Origin of the sequence: Castellaniella sp. MT123 (assembly GCF_039614765.1) — a bacterium.
Classification (GTDB): Bacteria; Pseudomonadota; Gammaproteobacteria; order Burkholderiales; family Burkholderiaceae_B; genus Castellaniella.
Genome location: NZ_CP154879.1, coordinates 110938 through 126588 on the forward strand (window position 1 = coordinate 110938; position 15651 = coordinate 126588).

Below are 15651 nucleotides of genomic sequence, written 5' to 3' on the forward strand. Positions count from 1 at the left end.
ATGGTTTCTGTCCTGGCGGTCGTCGGTGCCTGGTTCCGGCGCGGGATCCTGTGGATGCCCCTGGTCCTTTGGGGGCTGGCCAGGCCTGCGGGCGCTGCGGATTTCTCCAGTATCGTGTTCTATTACGGTGGCGCGGCGCCAGTGTCCGAATTGTCCCGCTTCGATGTGGCTGTGCTCGAACCCGATCACGACTTCGTGCCGCCGCCGCGAGGGCAGGGTCGGACCCGCTGGCTGGCCTATGTCAGTGTGGGCGAGGTGTTGGCCTCGCGGCCCTACTTCGCCCAGATGCCACGGCAGTGGCTGGCGGGCCGCAACGATACCTGGCAGGCGCGGATCATCGATCAGTCGGCCCCAGGCTGGTCCGATTTTTTTGTTTCCCGCGTGGCGGCGCCTTTGTGGAAGGCCGGCTACCAGGGGTTTTTCCTGGATACGCTCGATTCCTATCAGTTGCTGGGAAAGGATGCCGCGATGCTGGAGCGTCAGCGCCAGGGACTGGTGCGGCTGATCCGTGCCCTGCGGCGGGCGTATCCGCAGGCCATGCTGATCCTGAACCGGGGTTTCGAACTGTTGCCCGATCTGCATGACCAGGTGGATGCGGTCGCCTTCGAATCCTTGTATCGCGGCTGGAGCCAGGCCCAGGGGAAGTATGTGGTGGTTTCCGAGACGGACCGGGCCTGGCTTCTGGGGCAGACGCAGACTGTCCGGGAGTACGGCCTGCCCGTGGTCGCCATCGATTACTGCCCGCCCGAGGATCATGTCTGTGCCCGGGACACCGCGCAGAGAATCCGTGCGCACGGCATCATCCCCTATGTCGGCGACGGGCACTTGCAGACGGTGGATGTCGATGTGCTGCCCTGAGTTTTCCGGTCAGTGTTCGTCGCCTAGCGCCACCTGCACCGGCTTTCCTCCCAATTCCCGAGTCAGCACGCTGGATGCGATGCTGATCAGATACCCGCGCCGCCCGCCGTTCAGATAGATCGTGTCGTAGTCCAGCAGGGTCTGCTCGACCCACACGGGCATCTGCTTGCGCGTGGCGAACGGCGATGTGCCGCCGACCTGGTAGCCGGAATTGCGCTGGGCCGTGTCCGGCGTGCAGGGGACAATTTTTTTGGCGCCGGTCTGGCGCGCCAGGTTTTTGGTGGAAACCTCGCAATCGCCGTGCATCAGCACCACCAGCGGATGGCCGTGCTCGTCTTCCATGATCAGGGTCTTGGCAACCTGGTGCGGTGGTACCCCCAGCTGATGCGCCGCTTCGCGCGCGCCGCCGTGGTCCACGTAGTCGTAGGGGTGTTCGCCGAACGGGATTTTCCGCTGCCGCAGCCAGTGGGTGGCCGGCGTTTCAGAGGTGTGCTTGGTCTTTGACATGGGTTTCCGGTGGTGTAAATCACCCACCGTGAATTGTGTCCGATTTCTTCGCTTCAGTGTGTTGGGTGTTATCCGTATTCGGAAGGGGGCCGGTTGCCTGGTGGTCCCGCATCGACCGCGGAACCTCAAACCCGCGCCAGGTCTGGCTGTGACGAATCTGTCCTACGGTTGTCCATCGAGTTATCCACGGGGGATGTGGGTAAGTGGGCTGGGATCCGGTGGGTGGCCGTCCGGCCGGTCGTCATGCCCGTGGGTGATGCTGCGCGTGCAGGGTTTTCAGCCGCTCGCGGGCGACGTGGGTGTAAATCTGCGTGGTGGAGATGTCGGCATGGCCCAGCAGCATCTGCACGACGCGCAGGTCGGCGCCGTGGTTCAATAGATGGGTGGCAAAGGCGTGACGCAGCACGTGGGGCGAGAGCGGGACCCGGATGTCGGCTTGGTGGGCGTATTTCCGGATCAGCAGCCAGAACGCCTGGCGGGTCATGGCCGCCCCGCGTGTCGTGGCGAACAGGGCATCGCAGAGACGCGCCCCCAGGATGGCGGGGCGGCTTTCGCGCAGATATCGTTCGATCCAGTGCAGGGCTTCGGCGCCCAGCGGCACCAGACGGTCCTTCGCGCCTTTGCCCATGACCACGCGCACCACTCCGTCGTTCAGGCTGGTGTCCTGCACTGTCAGGTGCACCAGTTCGCTGACGCGCAGGCCCGTGGCATACAGGGTTTCCAGCATGGCGCGGTCACGCAAGCCCAGCGTGGTGTCGGTGTCTGGGGCTTCCAGCAGGGCATCGACCTGGGCTTCGGACAGGGTCTTGGGGAAACGGGCGGGCTGGCGGGCGCTGTGCAGGCCCAGGCAAGGGTCTTCGTGGCACAGGCTGCGACGCAGCGCCCACAGGTAGAAGCGGCGCAGTGCCGCCAGACGGCGGTTGGCCGTGCTCGCCTTGGTCTGCTGGTGTTGCGCCGCCAGCCAGGCCTGGATGTCTTCGCGGTGCGCCGATTCGGGGGGGCGGTCCTGCGCGGCCCGCAGCCAGTGGGCGAATGCGGTGAGGTCCCTGCGGTAAGCCGACAAGGTGTTGTCCGCCAGGCCGTCTTCCAGCCATAGGGCATCCAGAAATGCATCGATCGTGGGAAAGGGCGAAGGCGAAATAGCCATGTCTGGGCAGATCAGGCGGGAAACACGGGAAACGGTGCGAAAGTGGCGGGCAACGGGGGTGGTCCGGCGCCTATTTTACCGCCCCTGCCGGAGGCGTCTCCATTTGTGGTCGCAGCCTGATAGCGGAATATACCTATATATATTACGATACCGGAAATCAGTTCGAGACTACCGGAGTTGTGAATGATGCCGTTTCACCGTGTGTTGATTGCAGGGGTTTTGTCCTGCGCCATGGTCCCCGTCATGGCGGGCGAGGTACTGGTATCGGGGGCCGCCAGCCTGACCAATGCATTCAAGGATCTGGCATCCCGGTACGAGGCCGCCCATCCGGGCACGAAGGTGCTGACTACGTTCGGGGCTTCGGATGTCGTGTTGCGCCAGATTATCGAAGGGGCGCCGGCCGACGTTTTTGCGTCCGCCGACCAGAAGGCCATGGACAAGGCGGCCGCCGCCGAGGCGATCGACCCGGCCACCCGGGTGAACTTTGTGCGCAACGAAATCGTGCTGGTCGTGCCGGCCGACAATCCACGTCACATCGGGTCGCTGAAGGATCTGGAAAAACCCGAGGTCAAGCGGATCGCGCTGGGCAACCCGGATTCGGTGCCGGTGGGCAGGTATGCCCGCGTGGCGCTCGAAAAGGCCGGCGCCTGGGATGCGGTTCAGTCGCGCGAGATCCTGGGCCAGAACGTGCGTCAGGTACTCAGCTATGTCGAGCGTGGCGAGGTGGACGCCGGGTTCGTGTTCGCCACCGATGCCGCCGTCATGAGGGACAAGGTCAAGGTCGTGCGGACCGTCGACACGCCCGAACCGGTGGTCTATCCGATCGCGCTGGTGCGGCGCGACGGCCTGGCGCCGGAAGCCGCCGGCTTCCTGAAATATGTCGTCTCGCCGGACGGCCAGGCTGTGCTGGCGCGATATGGGTTTGCCAGGCCCTGACATCATGTCCGGTCTCTGGGTGCCCTTGCTGCTGTCCCTGAAAGTGGCCGGCTGGGCGACCGTCCTGGCGACGGTCGGCGGGGTTGCGGTCGCCTATGGCCTGTCGCGCTGGTCGTCGCGTGCCAGCGATGTGGTCGATGCCTTCCTGACCTTGCCGATGGTGCTGCCGCCCACCGTCACCGGCTATTACTTGCTGGTGCTGTTTGGCCGGCGCGGCTGGCTGGGGGCCTGGCTGCAGTCGCACGGCATCGAGCTGGTCTTCACCTGGCAGGGCGCCGTCGTGGCGGCGGCGATCGTGGCGCTGCCCATGGTGCTGAAGGCAGCCCGGGCGGCTTTCCTGGACGTGGACCATCGGCTGGAGCAGGCGGCCGCCGTGCTGGGGCTGTCCCCGGCGGCGGTGTTCTTTCGCGTCAGTCTGCCTCTGGCCGGGCGCGGCATCCTGGCCGGGGTGCTGCTGGCTTTCGCACGGGCCCTGGGGGAATTCGGCGCGACACTGATGGTGGCCGGCAATATCCCCGGGAAGACACAGACCCTGTCGATCGCCATCTACGAGGCGGTCCAGGCGGGTGATGACGGCACGGCCAATATCCTGGTGCTGGTGACCTCGGCGACGTGCGTCGTCGTGTTGTGTCTGGCGGCCTGGCTGATGCCGGGGGGGCGTGCCGCGCGCCGCGCCCGGAGCGCGACATGAGCCTCGACGTCGATATCCGGTGCCAGGTCGGTGGGCAGGACGGCTTCCTGCTGCGGCCGCGCTGGCGAACCGATGCCCGACGTGTGGCCCTGTTCGGGCCGTCCGGGGCTGGCAAGACGCTGACGATGCAGGCGATTGCCGGCCTGCTGCGGCCCACGCAGGGGCGGATCGTGGTGGACGGACGGGTGTTGTTCGACCATGCCGCAGGCATCGACGTCCCGCCGCGCGAGCGGTGTCTGGCCTATCTGTTCCAGGACTATGCCCTGTTCCCGTATCTTACCGTCCGCCAGAACATTGGCTTTGGTCTGCAGCGAGGCTGGCTGAACTGGCATGGCTGGACGTTTCCGGGGCACCGCGCCGACAGCGGTGACGTTCGCTGGTGGTTCGGCCGGCGCAGCCTGCCGGCGGCGGCGCAGCGCTGGGTGCGAGCCTTCCACCTGGGTGGGCTGCTGGGGCGTTACCCGGCCGAACTATCCGGTGGCCAGCGTCAGCGGGTGGCGCTGGCGCGGGCCTTGTCCACCGACCCGGGGCTGCTGCTGCTGGACGAACCGTTGTCGGCGCTGGATGCGGATCTGCGTGCCCGGATGCGGGCGGAACTGGCCCAGCTGCAGCGGGATATCGATATCCCGACCGTCCTGATCACGCATGACCCGGCCGACGTCGAGGCGCTGGCCGATCAGGTTTTCCATATTGCCCAGGGCGAGATCCGCGGACAGGAATCCGTGGCCGGGTCGCAGCGATTTCCGCAGGCTGCCACAGGCGGGCGCTGATGGGTCAGTCCAGTGTGCCGATCAGGACATCCCGGCTCTGAAAGCAGGCCTGGGCCGTCGAGCCCATATCCAGCCCGGGGTCGGCGAAGTCCCGGGCCGCCGTCAGGCCGGTGATCCGGATGTGCGGCGTGATGTCCAGGCTGATTTCCCCCAGGCCATCTCCATCGGTCCGATGGCTGACGCGCCCGCTCCAGCAGGCCATGTCAGCCGGCAATTCCCCGGCCGATGAATTTTCCGTGCCGTCTGGATGGTCGGCCGCCCCGATGGGCCGGATGTGGATGGCCTGCGCCTTGATGAAAGCCAGAGCCCGACGCCCCGGCGCCAGAGCCAGGCGCTCGGTGCTGGCGTGCGTCAGCGTCGCCGTCAGGGTGACCTGCTCATCCAGCTGAAGGTGCAGGCGGTCGTTGACCCGGCCGGATTCGATCCGGCGGATGATGCCTTCGAAGCGGTTGCGTGCCGAGGTCTGCAGGGCCATGCTGTGCAGCAGGTCCAGGTTGCGCGCGCCATCCGGGCCGAAGCGTGACAGGACATCCATGAATCGTCGGTGTTCAGCCTGCACGGCCTGATACCAGGCGACCAGTTCGCGGGCCCGCGTCGTCAATAACGCGCCGCCGCCGCGTTTGCCGCCGGTGATGCGCTCGACGAGCAGGCCGCCGGCCAGACTGTTCATCATGTCCACGGCATCCCAGGCCGCCTTGTAGCTGAGGCCGACCTTGCGCGCCGCCGCGCTGATCGAGCCTTCGGTGTCGATTGCCGCCAGCAGGGCCATGCGCCGTTCCGAGCCCCAGCGTTGCTCGCCGCTGCTCAGGCTGAGTGTGGTCGTGAGTTCGATGCCGGTGTGATCGGGCGCGGAGGGGAGCGAGGCGTCTGACATGGTCGGGGGGCTCGTTACTGGTTCAGGACGGCAGGTGTGGCCGTATCCGCCATCAGGGCGGCGTATCCGTCCCGCGCGTCGGGCCAGACGGGGTGCCAGCCGCTCGCCCGCAACCGGGCATTGGACAGGCGCTTGCCGTCGGCGGGGCGCGGCAGGGTGGCTGGCGGGGGGCCGCCGGCCAGCTGTGCCAGCGCGGCATAGAGCTGCGCCGTCGGCCAGGGATGGTCGTCCGTGCCGATGTAGCTGGAATGAGGGCTGGGAAGTGTCAGCAGGTGGGCGCAGGCCCGGGCGGCGTCGTCCACATGGATCCGGTTGGCCCAGTGACCGGGGCCGCCCGGAGCGGTGATCCGGCCGGCCCGCAGGCCGTCGATCAGACGCAGGCGCCCCGGGCCGTACAGGCCGGACAGACACAGGGTCACTCCGCGCCCGGGCAGTTGCTGCCGCAGCAGGGCTTCGGCGGCCAGCATCGGCGCCCCCCGGAAATCGCCCGGGTTGGGCGGCGTGTCCTCGGTGATCCAGGCCCCGTCGGCGCCCGGCCCCCAGATGGCCGAAGAGGCCACCATCACGCAGCGCTTTACCGCGTGCAGGTCCGGCAGCGCCGACAGCAGAGCCTCCAGCCCTCGAGGATAGGCCTGAGCATAGGCGTCGGGGGTCCGGGCGCCGGGGGCGGGGGCATACAGCAGATGCGTCGGGGCTGGACAGGCCGCCACGTCACGGCCCGCCGGCCCCCACAGCGCCAGGCTGTCGGGCCTGCCGAGGTCTGCCTGAATCCAGCGCATCAGCGAGCCCGGCGTGGCGGGCATGGCCCGGCGGCGCAGGCCGGTGCAGGCCCATTCGACGGGGTCCAGCAGGGCGGCGGTCCGCAGGCACAGATCGCCTCCGACCAGCAACAGGGTATTCATCTCATAGAATGGTGGGTATTTCCGAATGCGTACCAGTCTATCCTATGTCCGCTACCTTTCCCTTGCAGCGCAGCCACCCCGACCAGCTCATTGTGGGCCTGGTGTCCGTATCCGACAGGGCCTCGTCCGGCGCCTACCAGGATCAGGGCATTCCCGCCCTGTCCGACTGGCTGGGGCAGGCCCTGACACAGGCCCCGCTAATCGTGTCGCGGTTGATTCCCGACGAGCGCGAGGGCATCGCGGCCACCTTGCGCGAACTGGTCGATGAGGCGCGTTGCGATCTGGTGCTGACGACCGGCGGCACCGGCCCGTCCCGTCGGGACGTGACGCCGGAGGCCACTCTGGACGTGGCCACGCGCGAGATGCCTGGATTTGGCGAGCAGATGCGCCAGGTCAGCCTGAAGTTCGTGCCCACCGCGATCCTGTCGCGGCAGGTGGCCGTCCTGCGGGAACTGCCCGACCACGCCGCGCTGATCATCAATCTTCCCGGTCAGCCGAAGGCCATCCGTGAAACCCTGGAAGGTCTGCGAGGCGACGACGGCGTCGTTCAGGTGCCGGGTATCTTCGCCGCAGTGCCCTACTGCCTGGACCTGATCGGCGGCCCTTACGTGGAAACGCACGAGACCGTGGTCCGGGCCTTCCGGCCCAAGTCGGCCCGGCGCGGAGCCTGATCGGTCCCGGGCACTGGCGCATACCCGTCGTCGCGGTGAACGGCGTACCCGGGCACCGCAGCAGCGATTCCCATTCCGCCTTAAAATCCCGGAATCCGGTTTTTTCACTATTTCATCCTTCTGGAGGTCCAGCCATGGCCCTGGTTTCCATGCGTCAGCTCCTCGATCACGCCGCCGAACACGGCTACGGGATCCCCGCCTTCAACGTCAACAATCTGGAGCAGGTCCAGGCCATCATGGAGGCCGCCGCCCAGACCGACAGCCCCGTCATCATGCAGGCCTCGGCCGGCGCCCGAAAATATGCCGGCGAAGGCTTCCTGAAATACCTGATCCAGGCCGCCGTCGAGTCCTATCCGCACATCCCGGTCGTCATGCACCAGGACCACGGCCAGTCGCCCGACGTCTGCCGGGGCGCCATCGATCTGGGTTTTTCCAGTGTCATGATGGATGGCTCGCTGATGGCCGACGGCAAGACAATCTCTTCCTACGAATACAACCTGGACGTCACCCGACGGGTGGTGGGCATGGCGCATCCGCTGGGCATCACCGTCGAAGGCGAACTGGGCTGCCTGGGCTCGCTGGAAACCATGAAGGGCGACAAGGAAGACGGTCATGGCGCCGAGGGCACCATGACGCGTGAACAGCTGCTGACCGATCCGGAACAGGCCGCCGATTTCGTCAAGCAGACCCAGCTCGACGCCCTGGCGATCGCGGTCGGCACCAGCCACGGCGCCTATAAATTCACCCGCAAGCCCACTGGCGACATCCTGTCCGTGCAGCGGATCAAGGAAATCCACGCCCGTCTGCCGAACACCCATCTGGTGATGCACGGCAGCTCCAGCGTGCCCCAGGAACTGCTGGCCGAGATCCGCCAGTTCGGTGGCGACATGAAGGAAACCTACGGCGTGCCGGTGGAAGAGCTTCAGGAAGCCATCAAATTCGGCGTCCGGAAGGTCAATATCGACACCGACATCCGCCTGGCCATGACCGGCGCGATCCGTCGCTTCCTGGCGGAAAACCCCGGCAAGTTCGATCCGCGCGAATACCTGAAACCCGCGCGCGAAGCGGCAAAGAAAGTCTGCCTGGCCCGCTACGAGCAGTTCGGCACGGCGGGCCAAGCCTCGAAGATCAAGGCGATCCCCTTGTCCGACATGGCGGCGCGCTACGCGGCGGGCGAACTCAAGCAACTGGTGAAATAAATCCTGATGAAGGCCTTGCTCCAATCCACCATCCAGTCGCTGCCCTTGCTGGGGCGCGGCAAGGTCCGCGACATGTACGCCGTGGGCGAAGACAAACTGCTCATCGTCGCCACCGACCGGATCTCGGCCTTCGACGTGATTCTGGACGATCCGATTCCCGGCAAGGGCAAGGTCCTGACGGCCCTGACCGAATTCTGGCTGAAACGCCTGGGCCATCTGATTCCCACACACGCCACGGGGATCGCCCCGGAAGACGTGGTCGCGCCTGAAGAACGCGACCAGGTCGCCGGCCGGGCCATGGTCGTCAAGCGCCTGGAACCCATCCTGGTCGAGGCCGTCGCGCGCGGCTATCTGATCGGCTCGGGCTGGAAGGACTACCAGGCGACGGGCTCTGTGTGCGGGATCGCCCTGCCGCCCGGCCTGCGTCAGGCGGAAAAATTGCCTGAACCCATCTTCACCCCGGCGGCCAAGGCCGAATTCGGTCAGCACGACGAGAACGTCGACTTTGCTTACGTCGTGGCCCAGGTGGGTTCGGATCTGGCGAACGAACTGCGCCGTGTGACCTTGGCGCTCTATGCCGAGGCGGCCGATTTCGCGCGCGGCCAGGGCATCCTGATCGCCGACACGAAATTCGAATTCGGCCTGGATGTGCGCGGCACCCTGCACCTGATGGACGAGGTCCTGACGCCGGATTCCTCGCGTTTCTGGCCGGCCGACGGCTATGCAGTGGGCATCAGCCCGCCGTCCTTCGACAAGCAGTTCGTGCGCGACTGGCTGGAAACCCAGTCCTGGGACAAGACGCCGCCCGCACCGCGCCTGCCGGCCGACGTCATGGATCGCACCGCCGCCAAATACCAGGAAGCGCTCGATCGCCTGACGCGGGGGGCGGCATGACGGCGGCTCCCGCGTCGGAACGGCCGGGCGGTCTGGCGTCGCGGGGGACCGGCGGTACGGGATCCGCATCCGCCGCGCCGATCGTAGGCCTGGTCATGGGCTCTTCCAGCGATTGGGATGTGATGCGCCACGCGGCCGCCGTGTTCGACGAATTCGGTATCGCCTACGAGGCCCGGGTCGTGTCGGCCCACCGCATGCCGCTGGATATGGTCGAATACGGCGCCCAGGCGGTCGCGCGCGGTCTGCGCGCCATCGTGGCCGGGGCGGGCGGGGCAGCCCATCTGCCGGGCATGATGGCGGCGCTCACGCCGGTGCCCGTGTTCGGGGTGCCGGTCCCGTCGCGCTACCTGCGCGGCGAGGATTCCCTGTTGTCCATCGTGCAGATGCCGCGCGGTGTGCCGGTCGGCACGTTCGCCATCGGCGAATCGGGCGCGGCCAATGCGGCCCTGCATGTCGTGGCCAATCTGGCCATGACGGACGCCGACCTGCTGCAACGCCTGCAGGACTACCGCGCACGCCAGACCGAGGCGGCCCGCGCCATGCGGGTACCCCCGGAGGCATCATGACGCCGGCCGCTTCCGGCTCCTGGTTGGGAGTGCTGGGCGGTGGCCAGCTGGGACGCATGTTTTGTCAGTCGGCTCAGGCGCTGGGCTATCACGTCGTGGTGCTCGATCCGGCGCAATCCAGTCCCGCCGGCGGGGTGGCCGATCGGCACCTGCGCGCCGCGTATGACGATCCACGGGCCCTCGACGAGATCGGGCGGCTGTGCGTGGCCGTCACCACCGAATTCGAAAACGTGCCCGCCGACAGCCTGCGGCATCTGGCGCGACACTGCCTGACCACACCGTCGGGCGACGCCGTGGCGGTGGCGCAGGATCGTTTGGCGGAAAAGGCCTACCTGAGGGCATCGGGTGTGCCGGTGGCGGATCATGCCGCCGTGCATCAGGCGTCCGACCTGGATGCCTGCGCGCAGACGCTGTTTCCAGGCATCCTGAAGACGGCCCGCTTCGGTTATGACGGCAAAGGGCAGGCCAGGGTGGCCGACCGGGCTCAGGCGCTGCAGGCCTTCGAGGCCATGCGTGGTGTTCCCTGCATCCTCGAAGCCCTGCAGCCGCTGGATACCGAGATTTCCGTGGTCGTGGCTCGCGGTCTGGATGGACGGGCGGTCTCCTATCCACCGGCGCGCAACACCCACCGGGACGGTATCCTCGCGCTGTCCGTGGTGGACGGCACGATTCCCGCGCCGATTGCCGATCAGGCGCGTGACCATGCCCTGCGGATTGCCGACCACCTGGATTACCACGGAGTGCTGTGCGTGGAATTCTTCGTGCTGCGCGACGGGCGGGTGATCGCCAACGAGATGGCGCCGCGCCCGCACAACAGCGGCCATCATACGCAGGACAGCTGCCTGGTCAGCCAGTTCGAGCAGCAGGCCCGCGTCATGGCGCGTCTGCCGCTGGGGTCGGCCGACATGCTCTGTCCGGCGGCCATGCTCAATCTGCTGGGCGATCTGTGGTTCGATGCCCGGGGGGCGCACCGCGAGCCGGATTGGGCGGGTGTGCTGGCGGTGCCGGGCACGCGGCTGCATCTGTATGCCAAATCCGAGGCGCGCCGGGGCCGCAAGATGGGCCACGTGAATATCCTGGGACGCGACGCGGCGGAACTGCATGCGCGCATCGCCCGGGTGGCCGCTGTGCTGGGGTTGCCCGATGCCTAAGGTCGATCAGACCCGGATCATCGAGGCCGCCCACCGCCTGGCTCAGGGGCGCCTGGTCGCCTTTCCGACCGAAACGGTGTATGGCCTGGGGGCCGATGCGGAAAATCCCCAGGCGGTGGCCCTGATCTATGCCGCCAAAAAACGCCCGGCCAATCATCCGATCATCGTTCATCTGGCGCCGGATACGGATCCTGGCTACTGGGCGGCCTCGGTGCCGCCCCAGGCGCGTCAGCTGATGGCGGCGTTCTGGCCGGGTCCGCTGACGCTGATCCTGCCGCGCGCCGCGCGTATTCCGGATGCCGTCAGCGGCGGTCAGGCCAGCATCGGCTTGCGCTGCCCTTCGCACCCCATTGCGCAGACCCTGTTGCATGTCTTTGCCAGCCTCAAGCCGCACGGCTGCGGCGGGGTGGCGGCGCCATCGGCCAATCAGTTCGGCCAGGTGTCGCCCACCCACCCGGATCATGTCCGCCACGAATTTCCCGAACTCGATGCGCAGGCCCTGATGATTCTGGAAGGCGGGGAATCCCAGGTCGGTATCGAGTCGACCATTCTGGATCTGTCGCGCCTGGATCAGGGCGTGGGCCCCACGCTGCTGCGCCCCGGGCACATCAACATCCTGCAGCTGGCCGAAGTGCTGGGCGATCTGCCGGCGCAGCCCGACGCTGCTGCGCCCCGCGTTTCGGGGTCGCTCAAGGCGCACTATGCGCCGCATACCCCGGTGGCGCTGGTGGACTCGGCCGACCTGGCCGCCTGGCTGCGGTCGCCCGATCCGGCTGCCGCATTCGCCTCGGGCGTCGCGCGGGTCGAGACAATCGCGGCTGCCGGGCCGTCGGGCCTCGTCGTCCCATCCGGGCTTTGGCAGCCTCGCACGGCGGTCGTCATCCTGGAAGCACCCCCGGGTCCCGCACCCCGGGGGGTGGACTGGGTGGTGGTGCCCGCCGATCCGGTCGTCTATGCCCGTCGGCTGTACGCCTTGCTGCGGGAACTGGATGCCGCCGGCTATGACCGCATCCTGCTGCAGCGCCCGCCCCAAGACCCGGCCTGGCAGGGCGTCAATGACCGGATCGGGCGCGCCGCGGCGGCGTTTGGCGTGAGCAGGCCCTAAGCCTCCCCCGATACGGCAAGCATCAGACGCCCAGATAGCGGCTCAGCACGTCTTCCCGCGAGCCGAGCGCCGGGCTGCTGTCCTCGATTGCCACCACCCCCTTCTGAAGGATGATGCATCGGTCGGTGTGGGCCAGGATCTTGCGGTAGTTCCGGTCCACGATCAGGGTGGCGACGCCGGCTTCCCGGATGCTGTGAATGACGCGCCAGATTTCCTCGACGACCAGGGGAGCGAGGCCTTCGGTTGCCTCGTCCAGGATCAGCATGTCCGGATTGGTGAGCAGGGCCCGGCCGATGGCCAGCATCTGCTGTTCTCCGCCTGACAGTTGGTGCCCGCCGTGCCGCATCCGCTCGGTCAGTCGCGGGAATACCGTCAGGATCCTGTCCAGGGTCCAGGTGTTCTTCCCGGTATGGCCCGGCCCCGCAGCGACCAGCAGATTTTCCCGTACGCTCAGGTTGGGGAAGATGCCGCGCCCTTCCGGGACGTAGGCGATGCCAAGCCGCGCGACCTCGTGCGGTGGGCGCGGGCCTGGTGTCCGTTCGTGAAACCGGATCGTGCCCCTGGCCGGCCGGAGATGGCCCACCAGTGCGCGGATCAGGGTGGTTTTGCCCATGCCGTTGCGCCCCAGCAAGCCGACCGCCTCGCCTGCCTGGATCCGCAGGCTGACTCCCCGCAGGATATGGCTTTCGCCATAGAAGGTGTGCAGGTCCTGGGCTTCGACGATGGCCGTCATGATGCTTCCGTTCCCAGGTAGGCTGCCTGAACGTCCGTATTGCCGCGGATCGATTCCGGACTGCCATGCGCGATGACCGAGCCATTGACCATGACGGTGATGGTATCCGCAATCCGGAAGACGGCATCCATATCGTGCTCGATCAGCAAAATGGCATGTTCGTCCCGCAGCGACTCGAGCAGTTGCAGCATGCGCTCGGTTTCCTCCGGGCCCATGCCGGCCAGCGGCTCGTCGAGCAGCAGCACCTGCGGTTCGGTGGTCAGGCTCATGGCGATCTCCAGCTGACGCTTCTTGCCGTGAGACAGGGATCCGGCCGGCTGATGCCGCAGGGACTGCAGTCCGGTTTGTTCCAGGACGCGTTCGGCGGCCTCGTTGGACCGCCGACAGGCGGTGGCGGGTTGCAGCCAGCGCCAGAATCGCTGATAGCCGGCCTGAGCGGCCAGGCGGCAGTTTTCGTGCAGCGACAGGCTGGGAAATATGGTCGTTCGCTGGTAGCTGCGGCCGACACCGGCCCGGGCGCGCCGTGGCTGCACCCAGCGGGTGATGTCCCGGCCCTGCATCCGGATCTCGCCGCTGTCGGCTGACAGCTCGCCCGAGAGCACGTTGACCAGCGTGGACTTGCCGGCGCCGTTGGTGCCGATCACCGCGTGGATGTTGCCGAGCGGCAAGTCGATGCAGACTTTGTCCAGGGCTTGCAGGCCGCCGAAGCGGCGCGAGACATTGCGGGCCGAGAAAACAATGGAATCGTTCATGGCTGTGGCGTGTAGGATGAGGTGGGCTCGGGTAGAGCCGGGGTTTTCCGGCGTTTCCGGGGGCGATGCGACAGGCCTGCGAGCCCCTGGGGCAGCAGCGCGACCAGCACGATGATGGTCAGGCCGAATGTCAGGTGCCAGTGCCCTGCCAAGGCGCCGAAAAGGGCTTCGGATTGAAAGAGCTCTTCCAGCAGGATCAGGCACAGCGCGCCCAGCAATGCGCCCCATAGACGCCCGCTGCCGCCCATGATCACCATGAGCAATACCAGCCCGGATTGTTCCCAGTTGAGCAGTTCCGGATTGATGAAGCCGTCCTTGGTGGCATGGAGCATGCCGGCAATGCCGGCCAGTCCGGCGGCCAGAAGGTACGCCACGAATTTGTAGGCGAAAGTCGAGTACCCGGCGGCGCGCATGCGCTGCTCGTTGATGCGGATGCCGTTGAGTGCCGCGCCAAAGCGCGAGCCCCCCAGCACGGTCAGAAAGATCCAGACCAGGCCCAGGGTGGACAGCACGAACAGGTAAAAGGCGCGCGGCTCGTCGATATTCAGCAGTGTCCAGTCTCCCAGGCGCCATTCGGGGCGGAAATACAGATAGATCCCGTCGCTGCCGCCGCCGAATTGCGTATCGTGGAACACGTAGTAGGCCATTTGCGCGAAGGCCAGCGTGATCATGATGAAATAGATGCCGCGGGTGCGCAGGGACAGCGCTCCCGTGATCGCGGCATAGGCCATGGCGGCCGCCAGCACGCTGGGCACCAGGAAGAAGAAATTCCCCGCGCCGGATTCGGGCGCGAGCAGGGCGGTGGCATAGGCCCCCGCGCCAAAGAAAGCGGCGTGTCCCAGACTGATCAGGCCGGCGCCCCCCACAAGCAGTTGCAGGCTCATGGCGAACAGGCCATAGATCATGATCTTGACGGCCAGGCCCGCGTAGTATTCGTTGACTACCCACGGCAGGATGGCAAGAATGCCGAGCGTGATCAGGATCGGGGCGGCGGTTTTTGTGATGCGCATGATTCAGCCTCGAGTGAAAAGTCCTTGTGGCTTGAAGAGCAGAATCAAGGCCATCAGCAGGTAGGCCAGCATGCCGGCGATGCCAGGGAAGAACACCTGGCCGAAGGTATCGACGAAACCCACCAGCATGGCTGCCAGAAACGCGCCCCGGATCGACCCGATGCCGCCGATCACCACGATCACGAAGCTGATGATCAGGACCGAATGACCCATGCCGGGGTACACCGAGGTGACCGGCGCGGCGATGGCGCCGGCAAGCGCCGCCAGGGATACGCCGATGGCGAACACGATCCGGTACAGGCGCTGGATGTTGATGCCCAGCGAGCTGATCATTTCCCGGTTGCTGGCGCCGGCGCGGATCTTCATCCCCAGGCGGGTCCGGGTCAGCACCAGGTACATGGAGAGTGCGACCGCCATGCAGACGACCGAGATGAACAGCCGGTAGACCGGGTAAGTCATCACGCCGCCCAGCGTGATCGAGCCATCCAGCCATTCGGGGAGTGTCAGCCCGTGCACGTCGTTGCCGATCAGGATGCTGCGCAGTTCCTCGAAGACCAGGATCAGACCGTAGGTCATCAGGACCTGCTGCAGGTGATCCCGGGTATAGAGAAAGCTGAAGAAGGCCCATTCCAGCACGTAGCCCAACGCGGTGGCCAGCAGGACGCAGACCACCACGGTGGCGACGAATCCACCCCCCAGAAACTGCTGGACGACCGGCTGCAGCGCGAAGGCCATGTAGGCCCCGATCATGTAGAAGCTGCCGTGCGCCAGGTTGATGATGCCCATGATGCCGAAAATCAGCGTCAAGCCGCTGGCGATCAGGAACAGCAACAGTCCGTATTGCACGGCATTGAGGCACTGGATCAGGAATATGATCGGGTCCAT

Annotated in this window: 18 protein-coding genes; 10 read left to right on the plus strand and 8 right to left on the minus strand. The window is 66.6% G+C overall.

Annotated elements, in window-relative coordinates; genetic code table 11:
* Window positions 1-858 (plus strand): endo alpha-1,4 polygalactosaminidase, encoded by an 858-nt coding sequence (locus tag ABCV34_RS00505; protein ID WP_345797295.1) that lies wholly within the window; start codon window positions 1-3, stop codon window positions 856-858.
* 9 nt (window positions 859-867) lie between these two features.
* On the opposite strand, the gene ABCV34_RS00510 is transcribed toward ABCV34_RS00505, so the two are convergent.
* Both ABCV34_RS00510 and xerD read right to left on the minus strand, forming a co-directional pair.
* Entirely contained in the window at window positions 868-1365 is a 498-nt protein-coding gene (locus ABCV34_RS00510) for an aminoacyl-tRNA deacylase (RefSeq protein ID WP_345797296.1), read from the minus strand.
* Between the two features lie 241 nt (window positions 1366-1606).
* Window positions 1607-2512: a site-specific tyrosine recombinase XerD gene (gene xerD, locus ABCV34_RS00515; RefSeq protein WP_345797297.1), complete on the minus strand. Its 906-nt coding sequence runs from the start codon at window positions 2510-2512 to the stop codon at window positions 1607-1609.
* 186 nt (window positions 2513-2698) lie between these two features.
* Here xerD and modA point away from each other — a divergent pair, with 186 nt between their 5' ends.
* Genes modA through ABCV34_RS00530 form a run of 3 tightly spaced genes read left to right on the plus strand, consistent with a single transcriptional unit; the run spans window position 2699 to window position 4909 of the window.
* Window positions 2699-3448, plus strand: coding sequence for a molybdate ABC transporter substrate-binding protein (modA, locus tag ABCV34_RS00520; RefSeq protein ID WP_345798651.1), 750 nt, complete (start codon window positions 2699-2701; stop codon window positions 3446-3448).
* Window positions 3449-3452: 4 nt separating this feature from the next.
* On the plus strand, window positions 3453-4139 hold the full coding sequence (gene modB / locus ABCV34_RS00525; RefSeq protein WP_345797298.1) for a molybdate ABC transporter permease subunit: 687 nt from the start codon (window positions 3453-3455) through the stop codon (window positions 4137-4139).
* Entirely contained in the window at window positions 4136-4909 is a 774-nt protein-coding gene (locus tag ABCV34_RS00530; protein ID WP_345797299.1) for an ATP-binding cassette domain-containing protein, read from the plus strand. Before modB ends, ABCV34_RS00530 begins: the two co-directional genes overlap by 4 nt.
* A 4-nt stretch (window positions 4910-4913) precedes the next feature.
* Here ABCV34_RS00530 and ABCV34_RS00535 read toward each other — a convergent pair whose 3' ends face one another.
* Both ABCV34_RS00535 and ABCV34_RS00540 read right to left on the minus strand, forming a co-directional pair.
* On the minus strand, window positions 4914-5783 hold the full coding sequence (locus ABCV34_RS00535; RefSeq protein WP_345797300.1) for a TOBE domain-containing protein: 870 nt from the start codon (window positions 5781-5783) through the stop codon (window positions 4914-4916).
* Window positions 5784-5797: 14 nt separating this feature from the next.
* The gene (locus tag ABCV34_RS00540) at window positions 5798-6685 is read right to left on the minus strand and encodes a hypothetical protein (protein ID WP_345797301.1); all 888 of its coding nucleotides are present in this window, start codon (window positions 6683-6685) and stop codon (window positions 5798-5800) included.
* 44 nt (window positions 6686-6729) lie between these two features.
* On the opposite strand from ABCV34_RS00540, the gene mog reads away from it, so the two are divergent.
* The 6 genes from mog to ABCV34_RS00570 all read left to right on the plus strand — a co-directional run bounded on the left by mog (window position 6730) and on the right by ABCV34_RS00570 (window position 12271).
* Entirely contained in the window at window positions 6730-7356 is a 627-nt protein-coding gene (gene mog, locus ABCV34_RS00545; protein WP_345797302.1) for a molybdopterin adenylyltransferase, read from the plus strand.
* 134 nt (window positions 7357-7490) lie between these two features.
* The gene (fba, locus tag ABCV34_RS00550) at window positions 7491-8555 is read left to right on the plus strand and encodes a class II fructose-bisphosphate aldolase (protein ID WP_345797303.1); all 1065 of its coding nucleotides are present in this window, start codon (window positions 7491-7493) and stop codon (window positions 8553-8555) included.
* 3 nt (window positions 8556-8558) lie between these two features.
* The gene (locus ABCV34_RS00555; RefSeq protein ID WP_345798652.1) at window positions 8559-9449 is read left to right on the plus strand and encodes a phosphoribosylaminoimidazolesuccinocarboxamide synthase; all 891 of its coding nucleotides are present in this window, start codon (window positions 8559-8561) and stop codon (window positions 9447-9449) included.
* Window positions 9450-9544: 95 nt separating this feature from the next.
* Complete coding sequence (purE, locus tag ABCV34_RS00560; RefSeq protein ID WP_345798653.1) at window positions 9545-10015, plus strand: 5-(carboxyamino)imidazole ribonucleotide mutase; 471 nt, start codon at window positions 9545-9547, stop codon at window positions 10013-10015.
* Window positions 10012-11166 (plus strand): 5-(carboxyamino)imidazole ribonucleotide synthase, encoded by a 1155-nt coding sequence (locus ABCV34_RS00565; protein WP_345797304.1) that lies wholly within the window; start codon window positions 10012-10014, stop codon window positions 11164-11166. The genes purE and ABCV34_RS00565 overlap by 4 nt, the downstream gene beginning before the upstream one ends.
* A complete protein-coding gene (locus tag ABCV34_RS00570) occupies window positions 11159-12271 on the plus strand; it encodes an L-threonylcarbamoyladenylate synthase (RefSeq protein ID WP_345797305.1) in 1113 nt (370 codons plus the stop codon). Before ABCV34_RS00565 ends, ABCV34_RS00570 begins: the two co-directional genes overlap by 8 nt.
* 22 nt (window positions 12272-12293) lie before the next feature.
* On the opposite strand, the gene ABCV34_RS00575 is transcribed toward ABCV34_RS00570, so the two are convergent.
* The 4 genes from ABCV34_RS00575 to ABCV34_RS00590 all read right to left on the minus strand — a co-directional run bounded on the left by ABCV34_RS00575 (window position 12294) and on the right by ABCV34_RS00590 (window position 15651).
* Window positions 12294-13004 carry an ABC transporter ATP-binding protein gene (locus ABCV34_RS00575; RefSeq protein ID WP_345797306.1) on the minus strand — a complete coding sequence of 237 codons (711 nt, stop codon included), beginning with the start codon at window positions 13002-13004 and terminating at the stop codon, window positions 12294-12296.
* Window positions 13001-13756 (minus strand): ABC transporter ATP-binding protein, encoded by a 756-nt coding sequence (locus ABCV34_RS00580; protein WP_345797307.1) that lies wholly within the window; start codon window positions 13754-13756, stop codon window positions 13001-13003. Before ABCV34_RS00580 ends, ABCV34_RS00575 begins: the two co-directional genes overlap by 4 nt.
* A complete protein-coding gene (locus ABCV34_RS00585; RefSeq protein WP_345798654.1) occupies window positions 13753-14661 on the minus strand; it encodes a branched-chain amino acid ABC transporter permease in 909 nt (302 codons plus the stop codon). Before ABCV34_RS00585 ends, ABCV34_RS00580 begins: the two co-directional genes overlap by 4 nt.
* A gap of 108 nt (window positions 14662-14769) precedes the next feature.
* Entirely contained in the window at window positions 14770-15651 is an 882-nt protein-coding gene (locus tag ABCV34_RS00590; RefSeq protein ID WP_345797308.1) for a branched-chain amino acid ABC transporter permease, read from the minus strand.

Excerpts from the sequence above, each read along its gene's own strand:
- modB (WP_345797298.1), top strand. The coding sequence starts at position 3,453 with ATGTCCGGTCTCTGGGTGCCCTTGCTGCTGTCCCTGAAAGTGGCCGGC.
- ABCV34_RS00535 (WP_345797300.1), bottom strand. The coding sequence starts at position 5,783 with ATGTCAGACGCCTCGCTCCCCTCCGCGCCCGATCACACCGGCATCGAA.
- xerD (WP_345797297.1), bottom strand. The coding sequence starts at position 2,512 with ATGGCTATTTCGCCTTCGCCCTTTCCCACGATCGATGCATTTCTGGAT.
- ABCV34_RS00505 (WP_345797295.1), top strand. The coding sequence starts at position 1 with ATGGTTTCTGTCCTGGCGGTCGTCGGTGCCTGGTTCCGGCGCGGGATC.
- ABCV34_RS00510 (WP_345797296.1), bottom strand. The coding sequence starts at position 1,365 with ATGTCAAAGACCAAGCACACCTCTGAAACGCCGGCCACCCACTGGCTG.
- ABCV34_RS00585 (WP_345798654.1), bottom strand. The coding sequence starts at position 14,661 with ATGATCTATGGCCTGTTCGCCATGAGCCTGCAACTGCTTGTGGGGGGC.
- ABCV34_RS00590 (WP_345797308.1), bottom strand. The coding sequence starts at position 15,651 with ATGGACCCGATCATATTCCTGATCCAGTGCCTCAATGCCGTGCAATAC.
- ABCV34_RS00565 (WP_345797304.1), top strand. The coding sequence starts at position 10,012 with ATGACGCCGGCCGCTTCCGGCTCCTGGTTGGGAGTGCTGGGCGGTGGC.
- ABCV34_RS00570 (WP_345797305.1), top strand. The coding sequence starts at position 11,159 with ATGCCTAAGGTCGATCAGACCCGGATCATCGAGGCCGCCCACCGCCTG.
- fba (WP_345797303.1), top strand. The coding sequence starts at position 7,491 with ATGGCCCTGGTTTCCATGCGTCAGCTCCTCGATCACGCCGCCGAACAC.
- modA (WP_345798651.1), top strand. The coding sequence starts at position 2,699 with ATGCCGTTTCACCGTGTGTTGATTGCAGGGGTTTTGTCCTGCGCCATG.
- ABCV34_RS00540 (WP_345797301.1), bottom strand. The coding sequence starts at position 6,685 with ATGAATACCCTGTTGCTGGTCGGAGGCGATCTGTGCCTGCGGACCGCC.
- mog (WP_345797302.1), top strand. The coding sequence starts at position 6,730 with ATGTCCGCTACCTTTCCCTTGCAGCGCAGCCACCCCGACCAGCTCATT.
- ABCV34_RS00575 (WP_345797306.1), bottom strand. The coding sequence starts at position 13,004 with ATGACGGCCATCGTCGAAGCCCAGGACCTGCACACCTTCTATGGCGAA.
- ABCV34_RS00530 (WP_345797299.1), top strand. The coding sequence starts at position 4,136 with ATGAGCCTCGACGTCGATATCCGGTGCCAGGTCGGTGGGCAGGACGGC.
- ABCV34_RS00580 (WP_345797307.1), bottom strand. The coding sequence starts at position 13,756 with ATGAACGATTCCATTGTTTTCTCGGCCCGCAATGTCTCGCGCCGCTTC.
- purE (WP_345798653.1), top strand. The coding sequence starts at position 9,545 with ATGGGCTCTTCCAGCGATTGGGATGTGATGCGCCACGCGGCCGCCGTG.